This window comes from Salinicola avicenniae (assembly GCF_023736115.1).
In the GTDB taxonomy this organism is placed as follows: domain Bacteria; phylum Pseudomonadota; class Gammaproteobacteria; order Pseudomonadales; family Halomonadaceae; genus Salinicola; species Salinicola avicenniae.
This window is the reverse complement of the sequence record NZ_JAKQZC010000002.1, coordinates 335,986-349,402: the sequence shown is the minus strand read 5'-3', so window position 1 is coordinate 349,402 and position 13,417 is coordinate 335,986. Positions and strand designations below refer to the sequence as shown.

The window sequence follows — 13,417 nt, the reverse complement described above, 5'->3', positions numbered from 1 at the left end:
TTTACCGAGGAGGAAGGCGACTCATGGATACCTTTATGCAGGCGGCGATCGAGGAGGCAAGATGCAGCCTCGACAATGGCGGTGTGCCGATCGGTTCGGTACTGGTTCATCGCGGTCAGATCATCGGTCGCGGCCACAACCAGCGGCAGCAGCGCGGCAGTGCCATTTTGCATGGCGAGATGGATGCCCTGGAAAAGGCTGGCCGTCAGCCTGCCTCGGTCTATCGCGAGTCGGTGCTCTACACCACGCTGTCGCCATGCTCGATGTGCAGCGGCGCGATTTTGCTGTACGGCATTCCCCGCGTGGTGATTGGTGAAAACCGGACTTTCCTGGGGGAGGAAGCGCTATTGAAAGATCGCGGCGTCGAGCTCGAGGTACTCGACGATCCCAGCTGTCGTGAGCTGATGACGCAGTTCATCGCCGCCTATCCGGAGGTCTGGAACGAAGATATCGGTGAGCCGTGAGCCTCGGCATCGCGGTGCCGGGCACCAGCGTGGCCGGCCCGTGTCGACAAGCAGACGGACACAAAAAAGCCCACCGTGAAGGTGGGCTTTCTGCTCAAGGTCGGCTGGCGTTTTAGCCGGAGACCTTGATGTTGGCGGCCTGAAGGCCCTTCTTACCCTGTGTGACGTCGAAGGTCACTTTCTGACCGTCCTGCAGGGTCTTGAAGCCTTCTGCCTGAATTTCGGAGAAGTGTGCGAACAGATCATCGCCGCCGTCATCGGGAGAGATGAAACCGTAGCCTTTGGTATCGTTGAACCATTTGACAGTGCCAGTTGCCATTGTCGATATCCTTAACTTGCATAGTGATGTTGCCGAGCCCCCCCCAGGGGGCCCGAAATGCGTGGTAAGACTTAGGGGGAATGCGCAAGCGGTGTTCGACGGGATCGACTTACAACTGACGCTATTCTTCCTGCAAACCTACGCAGCGGATGATGCATGGGGTGCAAAACCTCGTCAAGGCGGCCGAAACCGGACTTTGGTCGAGCCTTTGCCATGCCCCGCTTAAGCACCATAGAGGGAAAAAACGCGCGCGTCTATAACCTGACATCGCCTTTTTTCCGCGCTGATCGCGTCAATCAGTATGGTTTTCCTAACGCTTTCAAAGAAGATATAGATGACTCGCGAAACGATTGGTTGGACGCTCGAGGAGGTGGCCGTGACATTCACCGTAATGTCTCGGTCGTGCCAGTGATTGATACCGGCAGAGGCCGACACTGCAGAATGCACAGGGCGGGGTGCGTCGGGTAAGCTGTCGCTCACCCGACGGGCATCGTCGTGGTCTGGCGGTCAATTCGCTATCGCCGCGACGGGATCTCCCGGTGGGTAATCTTCTTCAACATTGTCTCTTTTGAAACTGTCAGTCAGGAGCGATCTGCGTGACGCAACGCGATATCGGGTTGAATGACACCCACAGCAAGGTTATCGGTTATCTCCTATGGATCTTCGGATTCACCGGGGCCCACCGGTTCTATTACGGCAAGCCGGTCACCGGCACAATCTGGTTTCTGACGCTCGGCCTGTTGGGCATCGGCTGGTTGATCGATCTATTCCTGATTCCGGCCATGGATCGGCAGGCGGACCTGCGGTTCCGCGCCGGTCCGGTCAGCTACACTCTGGCGTGGATTCTGTTGACCTTTCTCGGCGTGTTCGGGATTCACCGCATGTATATGGGCAAGTGGATCACGGGATTGATCTACCTGTGCACCGGTGGCCTCTTTCTGGTTGGCGTGCTTTACGACTTCTGGACATTGAACGATCAGATATCGTTGAAGCACGCCCGTCGCGGCCTGTAACGGCGAGACGACACCTGACAATTGGATGATCGTCACAGGGAGGTGACGTATGGCTGAACGACTGAAGCTCACGCAGCTGATCGATACGCTCGACGAGCAAGTGGAAGATGACACCATCTCGCTGCAGGATATCGTCGATACTTTTAACTCACGCGGTTTCGGTCCGGTGGTTCTGCTGCCGGCACTGATTGCATTGCTGCCGACCGGCGGCGTGCCCGGTATTCCCAGTCTCTGCGGTATCTTTATCGCCTTGATGGCGATTCAACTGGTGTTCGGCCGTCGCAGTCCCTGGCTGCCGCGCAAGCTGCGCGAGCGCGGTATCAGTCACGCGCGCTGGCACCGTATCGCCAATCGCGCGAGGCCCTGGACGCAGCGAATCGATCGCCTGCTTCAGCCGCGGCTGACCTGGCTGATGGGCAGCGTGATGGAGCGTCTGCTAGCCGTACTGATGGTCGTGCTCGGATTGGGCATGATTCCGCTGGAGCTGTTGCCCTTCGCGGCGGCGCTGCCGGCGCTGGCGATCGTCAGCATGGCGTTGGGTCTAACCGCAGGCGATGGGGCAATGATGCTGGTCGGGCTGCTGGTCACTTTGGCTGGCGGGGCGGGGCTGGGCGTCTGGTTGCTGGGTTAGCGATATCTCGTTCCCGCCCTCAGGCGGGAGCGAGACATCGGCGTCCTCAGTTGCTGGCGATCAGGGTCGGGTCGTAGCGCCCTTGGCGCTCCGCCTGGGAGAGCATCGCGATGCCCTCGGTGCTGCCCTGATTGGCCAGACTCTCGAAAATGACCCGATAGGCAAGCACGGCTTGCACGTAGTCACGGGTCTCGCGAAACGGAATGCTCTCGACGAAGCGATCGAATTCGCGCGGTGCACGGCTCAGCCAGCGGTCGACCCGCTGCGGGCCGGCGTTATAAGCCGCCGTGGCGGCGATTCGGTTGCCGCGGTAGCGCTCCAGCATCGAATGGATATAGGTGCTGCCGAGCTGGATGTTGGTCTGCGGCTCGAACAATGACGAGAGACTGGGCGCGCCAATGCCAAGGCCGCGCGCGACATGGTCGGCGGTGCCCGGCATCAGCTGCATCAGCCCGCGCGCGCCGACCGGCGAGACTGCTTGCGGATTGAAGGCGCTTTCGCGTCGGGCGATGCCCATCAGCAGGTAGGGGTCGACCTGGTTGGTCTGGCCCCATTCCAAGAAGGCTTCCCGATAAGCCGGCGGAAAGCGGTAGGGCAGGGCATTCCACTGCTGCGCGGCGATCGTTGTCTGAATGGCCATGCCATACCAGCCCTGGCGGATCGCATAGTCGGCCAAGGCGGCGGCCTGGTCCGGCGTGCCGCGTGCCGCTGCGGTATACCACTCGCTGCGCGCCAGCCCTTTCTCGTCGATTCGAAGCAACGCTTCGGTACGCTGAACCACCGGCAGCATGGCGGTCAGTTCACGCTGCAGCGTCGTGACGCGAGTACCATCCATCTGCAGTTCATAGGGCTGCCCCAATCGGTCGGCAGCGGCGAAACCGAAAAAACTACGCTCGTCGGCGGCCATCGCATAGGCCTGCTGCGCCGTGGTGTCATCGCCCAGCGCCTCGCTGGCGCGCCCGAGCCAGTATTGCCAGTGCGCGTCGCTACGGACCTCGGGCGGCAGCGTTTCGGTCCAGTGCACTACGTTATCCCAATGGCCCGCGGTCACGGCGTTGCGGATCCGCAGTTCGATCAGGTCGGCATCCGCCAGCCGCGGGAGCGTGTCGTCCACCCAGCCCTGGTTGTTGTCGACGTTGCGCACCATCGAGTAGAAGGCCAGGTCGTGCTCGACCTGCTCGCGCTGGGCGTCCTCGAGCGGGGCGTGGGGTGCGATCTTGCGCCAGGCTTCCAGTGCGGCTTCGGTGTCCGCGCGGGTGAAACCGTGCATGGCCGCGGTAATCAGGGCGCCACTGGCCTGCCCCTGCGGCCCCAGGTCCAGCGGAATCTGCGTGACGGCGGGATAGCTGCCCCGCACGGTATCGAAGCTGTCCAGCGCGCGCTGCCAGCGGTCGTCGAGGCTGCGTTCGAGATAGGTGACCAGCCCGCTCTGGCCGTTTTCCCACGCCAGCATCATGCGTTCCCAGATATCTTGGTCGTCGATCTCGCCGCGTGCCTGTAGCGTCGAGAATAACGTGTCGCATTCGTTCGGCTGGGATTCTCCGACATGCCATAGCGTGTCGCCGCCGCTCGCGGCCCGTGCCGGGTCGCGGTCCAGCAGCGCGGTATAGTAGTAGCACTGGCGGATCGTGCCGGACGGCTCGCCGTCGCTGATCGCCAGCAGATCATCGAAGCGGCCTAGCTGACCGAAGCGCGTCTGGGCCGAGCCGCGCATCCAGTCGGCCAGGGGCGAGTCGCCGTAGCGTGTGATGAAGGCGTTGACGTCGTCGGCGGAGGCGCTGGAGAGCCGTGCGCGTAGCCGATGATAGGCGACGTAACCTGCCAGGATATGATCGTTGATCGCCGTCTGATCGATATCGCCCCAGCGGTGGTCGCGGGCGGCCGCCAGGGCGGATTTCATGGCAGCGTCGGCGGCGGGCGTCGCAGCGTCATCCAGGGCGCTGGCTTGACTGACGACGCCCAGGCCCAGCGCGCCGATCAGCCCCCATTGGAGCCAGCGTCTATGGGTAGGAAATGCGGGCATGGGCACTCTCTCTCGCTATGGTGCTCGTAAAAAACTCGGCGTTTCCGCCTCGGGGGCGCTCGTCGTCGATTATCGTCGGCGAGTGCCGTGCCGGAAACGGCAATACCATTGAATCCTAGCTGGATCATAACCACATAACGAGCCGTTCAATGCGAAATGAGTGGGTCGTTTTGCGGCGCAATCACCGCGATGGATTGCGACCCCGGGTCGGCGACATCCCTGAATCACGGAGGTAGACCATGAATCCCTGGCGTTTCTTCTCTCGCCTGACCCAGCTCAGGCAGCGCGGCGGCGCACTGGCGCGCGTCGGACGCGCTTTTCGTGTCTTCGGACCAATGTGTGCCGATGTCATACGCGGCCGCTATCGGCCGATCCCGTGGGCCGCCTTCGGCTGGATGGTGCTGGCGGTGGTCTATCTCGTTTCACCGCTGGATCTCATTCCCGATTTCATCATGATTCTCGGACTGGTTGACGATGTCTTCGTTGTCGGCTGGCTTCTGACCCGAGTCGATCGGGCATTGACGGACTACCGCCGCTGGAAGGGAGTCGAGGTGCCGGAAGCGGATGGCGAGCGCTGACGGCTCGCTGGGCCCTTGGTCATCGTTGTCGGCAAGCCGGATGCCGGGGCGAGCTTCGAGGTCGTCATCGATCGACGCACGCAACCTCTTGAAATGCATCTACCCAACCCCATATCGCAGAACATCTTCGACAGACTTGTCTTCATCTGAACCGCGTCAACCAAGAGGGGCCCGTTCATGACCACCGCCACGCAAGAAGAGACGCTCGGCTTCCAGACCGAGGTCAAGCAGCTGCTGCACCTGATGATCCACTCCCTTTACTCCAATCGGGAAATCTTCCTGCGGGAGTTGATCTCCAATGCGGCGGACGCCTGCGACAAGCTGCGCTACGAGGCGCTGGACAACGATGCGCTTTACGCCGGCGATGCCGAGCTGCGCGTCGAGATCGAGCATGATGCCGACGCCGGCACGGTCACGGTGCGTGATACCGGTATCGGCATGAGCCGCGACGAGGTCATTCAGAACCTGGGGACGATCGCCAAGAGCGGCACTGCCGAATTTCTCAAGCAACTGTCCGGCGAGAAGCAGAAGGATGCCAAGCTGATCGGCCAGTTTGGTGTCGGCTTCTATTCCGGCTTCATCGTGGCCGACGAGATGGTGGTGCGCACGCGACGCGCTGACAGCGACCAGGGCATCGAGTGGCGTTCCAAGGGGGAAGGCGAGTTCACCATCGCTGACATCGACCGCCCCGAGCGCGGCACCGAAATCGTGCTGCATTTGAAAGAAGACGCTCGTGAGTTCGCCGACGACTTTCGACTCAAGAATCTGGTTCAGAAATACTCCGACCATATCGACGTCCCCGTGCGCATGCCGAAGGTCGAGAAGGCGCAGGACGAGGACGGTAACGAGATCGAGGGTAGCGAGACCGTTACATGGGAAACCGTCAACGAGGCGACAGCGCTGTGGGTACGCCCCAAGGCCGAGATCACCGATGACGAGTACAAGGCGTTCTACAAGCATATCGCCCATGATTTCAGCGATCCGCTAACCTGGAGCCACAACAAGGTCGAAGGCAAGCTCGAATATACCAGCCTGCTTTATCTGCCGGAGCGCGCGCCTTTCGATCTCTACCAGCGCGATGGCGTGCGGGGCCTCAAGCTTTACGTGCAGCGCGTCTTCATCATGGACGATGCCGAAGCCTTCCTGCCGCTCTACCTGCGTTTCGTCAAGGGCGTGCTGGACTCCAAGGATCTGCCGCTCAACGTCTCGCGTGAACTGCTGCAGAAGTCGCCGCAGGTCGATTCGATGAAGTCGGCGCTGACCAAGCGCGCCCTGGACATGCTCAAGAAGCTGGCCAAGGACAAGGAGGCGTATCAGACCTTCTGGAATACCTTTGGCGATGTGCTCAAGGAAGGTCCGGCGGAGGATCACGCCAACCGTGACAAGATCGCCGAGCTGCTGCGATTCTCCACCACGCATACCGACAGTACGACCCAAGATCAGTCACTGGCCGATTACGTCGGGCGCATGAAGGAAGGCCAGCAGAAGATCTACTACATCGTCGCGGATAGCTTCAACGCCGCGCGTCACAGCCCGCATCTCGAAATCTTCCGCAAGAAGGGTATCGAGGTCGTGCTGCTGCATGACCGGATCGATGAGTGGCTAATGAGCCATCTGACCGAGTTCGACGGCAAGGCTTTCGCCGACGTCGCCAAGGGCGACCTCGATCTCGACGACATGGCCGACGAGGAAGAGAAGAAGGCGCAGGAAGAGACAGCCAAGGCGAAGGAAGATCTGGTCAAGCGGGTCAAGGACGCCTTGGGTGACGACGTGCAGGAAGTGCGCGTTACGCACCGCCTCACCGATTCGCCGGCGTGCGTGGTGCTGCCGGAGCACGAGATGGGCTTCCAGATGCGTCGCTTGATGGAAGCGGCCGGTCAACCCGTGCCGGAGGTCAAGCCGATTCTCGAGCTCAATCCGGCCCACGCGCTGGTCTCGCGTCTCGAAGGCGCCGATGGCAGCGGCTTCGACGATCTCGCGCGCATCCTGCTCGATCAGGCCGTGATCGCCGAGGGCGGTCATCTGGACGATCCGGCGGCGTACGTGCAGCGTCTGAATGCTTTGCTAAGTGCCTGATTGATTTATCAGTCACGGCGTCAGCGCCAGGACGGCCGGCCCCTCGGGGCCGGCCGTTGTCGTTGTCGCGCCAGCCCCATTGCACGTTTTTTCCTCAACCCTGCGGCCAATTGCTGTTAATCTGCCGCGATCTTTAGTAACGGAGAGCGAATATGTCGCGATCCCTTTCGATCGATCATTCGCGTCGGCGGCCGCGCCTCGCCAGGCTGGCTGCCGCCGCCCTGCTGAGCCTGGCCGTTTCGGTCCCGCTAGCGGTCACGGCCCAAGCCGACGCCCGGCCGGCGGCACCGACGCTCGACGGCGAGGTCCACCAGCCCGCGCTGGACCCGGTCAATGAACTGCCGGACCTGCGTGACATTCAGGCCGGTCCGAAGCGCAAGGCTGCCTTTCTCGAGATGCTGGTGCCGCTGGTCCAGGCCGAGAACGCGCGTATCCAGCGCGAGCGCAACTGGCTGATCGGTGTGACGACACGGGTCAACCCGGTGTCGCCGGACGAATCTCGGCGCCTGCAAGCGCTGTGTGACGAATACGCGATTGCCTGTGACAGTCGCGAGGTCAACGACGAGCTGCTGTCTCGCGTCAATACGGTGCCGCTGGAGATGGTCGTGATCCAGGCGGTCGAGGAGTCGGGATGGGGCACCTCGCGCATTGCCAGGGACAGCAACAATCTGTTCGGCATGCGCTGTTTCCGGCGCGGTTGCGGCATCGCACAGCAGGGGACTTCGCGCCGCTTCCAGACTTTCGACAGCGTCCGGGATGGGGTTCGCGCCTATCTGCACAACCTCAATACGCATCGTGCCTACGCGCAGCTACGTAATCGCCGTGCCACGCTGGCGGCGAGGGGCAAGTCGATCTCAGCCGAGGCGATGATCGACGAGCTGCACAATTATTCGACGTCGGCGGATTACCAGCAGCAACTCTTGTCGCTGCTGCGAACCAACGGTGATCTGATTCGCCGCCACGGTAGCGAGAGCGTGGTGGCAGCCGCCAGCCCGGCCTGATTTCGCCTTGGGTGATGACGTTAGCCCTCGCTCGCGGTCTGCGTGCCGGGCGGTCGCACCACTTTTGGCGTGTCGTCTTGGCCGCTTGCGCTGCGCTACAATGCTCTTCCTTTTTCCCAGCCTCCCGAGGAGTTCGTCATGACCCTCGAGTCCCTGACCTTCGACAACGTCTGGTCACGCTTTCCTGAAGATTTTTTTGTGCGGGTCGCGCCCACGGCATGGCGCGAGACGCGCGTGCTGGATGTCAGCCCCACGGCTGCGCTGCGGCTGGGTTTGGATATCGAGTCGATCGATCCTGATCGCCTGGCGGCGTTGATGAGCGGCGAACGATTGCTGGCCGGTATGGACCCGCTGGCGCAGAAATACACCGGTCATCAGTTCGGTACCTACAACCCGGCGCTGGGCGACGGGCGCGGCCTGCTCCTGGGCGAGGCGCTGACGCCGCACGGCCCGGTCGATCTGCACCTCAAGGGCGCTGGGCAGACACCGTATTCGCGTTTCGGCGATGGCCGCGCGGTGCTGCGCTCCTCGATTCGTGAATATCTCGCCGGGGAGGCAATGAGTGGTCTGCGCATCCCCACCACGCAGGCGTTGGCGGTGGCGGTCAACGGCGAGAAGGTGATGCGCGAGCGCGTCGAGCCGGGCGCGACGCTGTTGCGGCTGGCCGACAGCCATGTTCGCTTCGGCCACTTCGAGTGGCTCTACCAGCAGCAGCGCCACGACGATCTCGAGCGGCTGATGCGCCACGTCATCGATCGTCACCGCTCGGATCTGGCGCAGCACGAGGCGCCGATGGAGGCGATGTTCCAAGACGCCGTCACGCGCACGGCGGAGCTGATTGCCCGCTGGCAGGCCTACGGTTTCGTGCATGCGGTCATGAACACCGACAACATGTCGATTCTGGGGCTGACGCTGGATTATGGCCCCTATGCCTTCATGGATCGCTACGAGCCGGACCTGACGCCCAACCATACCGATTCCAGCGGACGCTACGCGTTCGATCAACAGCCTGGCGTAGCGCTCTGGAATCTGACCGTGCTGGGTCAATCGTTGACGCCGCTGATTGCCGTGGAGCGGCTGCGCGAGATTCTCGATAGCTACGAACCGACCCTGCAGGCGGCTTACGCGATCCTGATGCGCGCACGTCTGGGACTGGAAACCGAACAGGATGACGACGGCGAGCTGATCGATGCCTGGCTGGATCTGCTGGCGCGTTCCCGTGCGGATTTCCATCGCAGTTTTCGCGCGCTGGCCGACCAGGACGTGGTGGGTGGCCTGTCGTTGAGCGAGGAGATCGACGACCCGGGCTTGGCCGATTGGCTGGAGCGCTATCGGCGGCGGTTGGCAATGGAGTCGCGTAGCGAGACCGAACGCCTGGCCGCGATGCGTCGCGTCAATCCGCTCTACGTGCTGCGAACCCATCTGGCGCAGCAGGTGATCGAGGCCGCGCAGGCCGGTGACACGGTGCCGCTGCAGACCTTCCGCGAGCTATTGGCGTCACCTTTCGAGGCGCGTCCTGGTATGGCGGCCTGGAGCGAGGCGCCGCCGCGCAATGCGCCCCCGGTCTGTCTCTCCTGTTCGTCGTGAGTCGATGCCTTGTCATGTGGCGGTGCCTTGTCATGTGGCGGTGCCTTGTCATGTGCCGGTACCTGGCGTGCGTTCATCCCCGAGGTGATCGGTAGTGGGCGGGTGCCAGGCAAACCGTCGAGCGCATCGACAATGGTGGAGTATCGACGCGCGACTATCGTAAAAGTCTGAAATAAGCGATCCATTATAATCAGGATAAAGCAGACCACAGGTCTGCTTTTTTATTGTCTAATCAAAATGTTAGTGGCGATATTTAGTATAACTTCAAGCTTATGATGTCTATAGGCGATTGATCGGGTTGGTTTTTCTCACGATGGCTTGATCCTCTCCCTCGCTTTCCTCAAAACTAGGATTACCCACCGTAGTTCACGGTTTTCATCGTTAACGTTAAGACGTTTATCGAGACCGCTCGCGGCGTTGTCATGCTGCTCGTCCAGCTTGGCAGTCGGTGACGGCTTGTCGTCATTCAGGAGGCTACACGCATGGCTCAGCGTTCCATGCCCCGAGGCTTCGGGAATCAGTCTGGCGTGGTCTGCGCAGGACGCGTGATCGCACATTTCAAGGAGGGGACCGCATGAAGATCGGTGCGCCGAAGGAGCTGGCCAAGGGCGAGGCGCGCGTGGCGTTGACGCCGGAAAGTGCCCAGCAGATACAGAAACTGGGGCATGACTGCCTGATCGAGAGCGGGGCAGGAGCCGCCGCCGGGTTCAGCGATGAGGCCTATCGCGAGGCCGGCGTCGTCGTGGTCGACGGTGCCGATGCGCTCTGGCGCGATGCCGAGGTGGTAATCAAGGTACGTGAGCCGGAAGAGCGCGAGGTCGAGCGACTGCGCGAGGGCCAGACGCTGATCGCCTTCTTCTGGCCGGCACAGAATGAAGACCGGCTCGAACGCTGTCGCGAGAAGGGGGCCACCGTGGTCGCCATGGATATGGTGCCGCGAATCTCCCGCGCCCAGAAGATGGATGCGCTTTCCAGTACCGCCAATATCGCCGGCTATCGGGCGGTGATCGAGGCCGGTAACCAGTTCGGCCGTTTTTTCACCGGCCAGGTGACCGCCGCGGGCAAGGTGCCACCGGCAAAGGTACTCGTCGTCGGTGCCGGCGTGGCGGGGCTTGCGGCCATCGGCACGGCGACCAGCCTCGGCGCCGTGGTACGCGCCTTTGACGTGCGTCCGGAAGTTGCCGAGCAGATCGAGTCGATGGGGGCGGAGTTCCTGTTCCTTGATTTCGAAGAGAACCAGGATGGTGCCGGTAGCGGCGGTTACGCGGCGCCCTCCAGTCCCGAATTCCGCGAAAAGCAGCTAGCGCTGTTCCGTGAGCAGGCGCCGGAGGTGGACATTGTCATCACCACGGCGCTGATTCCCGGCAGGCCCGCCCCGAAGCTGTGGCTCGACGAGATGGTCGCGTTGATGAAGCCAGGCTCGGTCGTTGTCGATCTGGCCGCCGAGAAGGGCGGCAACTGCGACGCCACCGTGCCGGACGAGCGTATTGTCACCGATAACGGCGTGATCGTGGTAGGTTACACCGATTTTCCCTCGCGCATGGCGACGCAGTCTTCGCTGCTCTACGCGACCAACATTCGCCATATGCTGACCGATCTGACGCCCGAGAAAGACGGTGTCATCGTGCACGATATGGAGGATGACGTGATTCGCGGCGCTACGGTGACGCACGGCGGCGAGATCACCTTCCCGCCGCCGCCGCCCAAGGTGAAGGCGATCGGTGCGAGCCAGCCCAAGGCCAAGCCGAAGGAGCCGACGCCGGAGGAGAAGCGCGCCGCCGAGCACGCGGCCTTCGTCAAGCAGACGCGGACCCAGGTCGGCATGCTGGTGGCCGGCGGCGTGGTGATGTGGCTGCTGGGCCTGGTGGCGCCGGCCTCGTTCATGCAGCACTTCATCGTCTTTGCGCTCGCCTGTTTCGTCGGGTTCCAGGTGATCTGGAGCGTCAGTCACTCGCTGCACACGCCGTTGATGGCCGTCACCAACGCTATTTCCGGCATCGTGATTCTCGGCGCAATTCTGCAGATCGGCTCGGGCAGTTGGCTGATCGCGTTGCTGGCCGGTATTTCGGTGCTGATTGCCTCGATCAACGTCGTCGGCGGCTTCCTCGTGACGCGTCGCATGCTCGCCATGTTCCAGAAATCTTGATCCGCGGAGACTCGATATGTTGCAGCAAGAATTCGTTTCCGCCGCGGCGATCGCGGCGAGTGTGCTGTTCATCCTGTCGCTGGGCGGGCTGAGCAATCAGGAAAAGGCCAAACGGGCGGTCTGGTACGGCATCGCCGGTATGGCTATCGCGGTGCTGTCGACCGCACTCGGGCCACGAATCGGCGGCTTCGGCTGGCTGATTCCGATGGCGTTGATCGGGGCGGCCATCGGTGTCTGGCTGGCACGCAAGGTCGAGATGACCGAGATGCCGCAGCTGGTGGCGGCCCTGCACAGCTTCGTCGGCCTGGCTGCGGTCTTCATCGGCTGGAATGCCGATATGGAGCGCACGCGGGTAGCGGCGATCCAGGCCGCCGGGGTCTCCTTCGACGGTCTCTCTGCCTTCGCCACGATGCTGGCGCACAAGACGCCGGCGGAGCTGACCTTCCTGCAGGTAGAAGTCGTACTGGGCGTCTTCATCGGCGCGGTAACGTTTACCGGCTCCGTGGTGGCTTTCGGCAAACTAGCCGGCAAAGTCGGTGGCAAGCCACATAAGCTGCCCGGCGGCCACTGGCTCAATGGGGGGGCGGTACTGCTTTCGCTGATTCTCGCGATCGCCTATTTCAACGGCGCTGGCTTCTGGACGCTGTTTCTGATCGCGGGACTGGCCTTCTTCATCGGTTGGCATCTGATCATGGGCATTGGCGGGGCCGATATGCCGGTCGTCGTGTCGATGCTCAATAGCTACTCCGGCTGGGCGGCGGCAGCGATCGGCTTCACGCTCTCCAACGATCTGCTGATCGTCACCGGCGCGCTGGTCGGCTCTTCGGGGGCGATCCTCTCCTACATCATGTGCAAGGCGATGAATCGCAATTTCGTCAGCGTGATTCTGGGCGGTTTCGGTGCGACGCAGAGCGAAGCGGCCGAGATCGAGGGCGAGCAGATATCGATCGATACCGGTGGCGTCGCCAGCGCGTTGAACGATGCGGAGAACGTGATCATCGTGCCGGGCTACGGTATGGCCGTGGCGCAGGCGCAGAATGCGGTCAGCGAACTGGTGCGCAAGCTGCGGGCGTCTGGCAAGAATGTGCGTTTCGGCATTCACCCGGTCGCCGGTCGCTTGCCGGGCCATATGAACGTACTGCTGGCGGAAGCGCGGGTGCCGTACGACATCGTCATGGAGATGGACGAGATCAATGACGACTTTGCCGACACCGACGTGGTGATCGTCATCGGCTCCAACGACATCGTCAATCCGGCCGCGCAGGAAGATCCGGGTAGCCCGATTGCTGGCATGCCGGTGCTCAAGGTCTGGGAGGCCAAGCAGGTCTTCGTCTGCAAGCGCGGGCAGGGGACCGGCTACTCCGGCATCGAGAACCCGCTGTTCTTCAAGGAGAACACGCGCATGCTCTACGGCGATGCGCGCTCGAGCATCGACGCGCTGGTGCCGATGATCGACTGAATCGCGTCGCTCGGCCACGCGTCGGCCCTTTTCTCGACCGACGAACCAACTCGCCCCGGGACTGCTCGCCAGTTACGGGGCGTTTTTCGTTACACTGTGGCTATCGCTCATCGTCAATGG

Annotated in this window: 11 protein-coding genes; 9 read left to right on the top strand and 2 right to left on the bottom strand. The window is 62.3% G+C overall.

The annotated features are described in order from the left end of the window. The first annotated feature begins 23 nt into the window (after positions 1–23). Positions 24–464 carry a nucleoside deaminase gene (locus MC381_RS05040; protein ID WP_251976642.1) on the top strand — a complete coding sequence of 147 codons (441 nt, stop codon included), beginning with the start codon at positions 24–26 and terminating at the stop codon, positions 462–464. Between the two features lie 112 nt (positions 465–576). Here the strand turns inward: MC381_RS05040 and MC381_RS05035 are convergent, their stop codons facing one another. Continuing rightward, positions 577–783 carry a cold-shock protein gene (locus MC381_RS05035; RefSeq protein WP_035471072.1) on the bottom strand — a complete coding sequence of 69 codons (207 nt, stop codon included), beginning with the start codon at positions 781–783 and terminating at the stop codon, positions 577–579. Between the two features lie 596 nt (positions 784–1,379). Between MC381_RS05035 and MC381_RS05030 the strand changes: the two genes are divergently transcribed. Continuing rightward, a complete protein-coding gene (locus tag MC381_RS05030) occupies positions 1,380–1,796 on the top strand; it encodes an NINE protein (RefSeq protein WP_251976641.1) in 417 nt (138 codons plus the stop codon). 49 nt (positions 1,797–1,845) lie between these two features. Beyond that, complete coding sequence (locus tag MC381_RS05025; protein WP_251976640.1) at positions 1,846–2,427, top strand: exopolysaccharide biosynthesis protein; 582 nt, start codon at positions 1,846–1,848, stop codon at positions 2,425–2,427. A gap of 46 nt (positions 2,428–2,473) precedes the next feature. Here MC381_RS05025 and MC381_RS05020 read toward each other — a convergent pair whose 3' ends face one another. Further along, positions 2,474–4,450: a transglycosylase SLT domain-containing protein gene (locus MC381_RS05020; protein ID WP_251976639.1), complete on the bottom strand. Its 1,977-nt coding sequence runs from the start codon at positions 4,448–4,450 to the stop codon at positions 2,474–2,476. 239 nt (positions 4,451–4,689) lie between these two features. Between MC381_RS05020 and MC381_RS05015 the strand changes: the two genes are divergently transcribed. The 6 genes from MC381_RS05015 to MC381_RS04990 all read left to right on the top strand — a co-directional run bounded on the left by MC381_RS05015 (position 4,690) and on the right by MC381_RS04990 (position 13,297). Then, positions 4,690–5,028, top strand: a complete 339-nt coding sequence (locus tag MC381_RS05015) for a YkvA family protein (RefSeq protein WP_251976638.1) — start codon at positions 4,690–4,692, stop codon at positions 5,026–5,028. 177 nt (positions 5,029–5,205) lie between these two features. Next, positions 5,206–7,104: a molecular chaperone HtpG gene (gene htpG, locus MC381_RS05010; protein ID WP_251976637.1), complete on the top strand. Its 1,899-nt coding sequence runs from the start codon at positions 5,206–5,208 to the stop codon at positions 7,102–7,104. A 152-nt stretch (positions 7,105–7,256) separates the two neighbouring features. Continuing rightward, positions 7,257–8,105: a protein bax gene (locus MC381_RS05005; RefSeq protein ID WP_251976636.1), complete on the top strand. Its 849-nt coding sequence runs from the start codon at positions 7,257–7,259 to the stop codon at positions 8,103–8,105. A gap of 138 nt (positions 8,106–8,243) precedes the next feature. Then, complete coding sequence (locus MC381_RS05000; protein ID WP_251976635.1) at positions 8,244–9,692, top strand: protein adenylyltransferase SelO; 1,449 nt, start codon at positions 8,244–8,246, stop codon at positions 9,690–9,692. 574 nt (positions 9,693–10,266) lie between these two features. Then, on the top strand, positions 10,267–11,838 hold the full coding sequence (locus MC381_RS04995; RefSeq protein WP_251976634.1) for a Re/Si-specific NAD(P)(+) transhydrogenase subunit alpha: 1,572 nt from the start codon (positions 10,267–10,269) through the stop codon (positions 11,836–11,838). A gap of 16 nt (positions 11,839–11,854) precedes the next feature. Next, complete coding sequence (locus MC381_RS04990) at positions 11,855–13,297, top strand: NAD(P)(+) transhydrogenase (Re/Si-specific) subunit beta (protein ID WP_251976633.1); 1,443 nt, start codon at positions 11,855–11,857, stop codon at positions 13,295–13,297. The last annotated feature ends 120 nt before the right edge of the window (positions 13,298–13,417 follow it).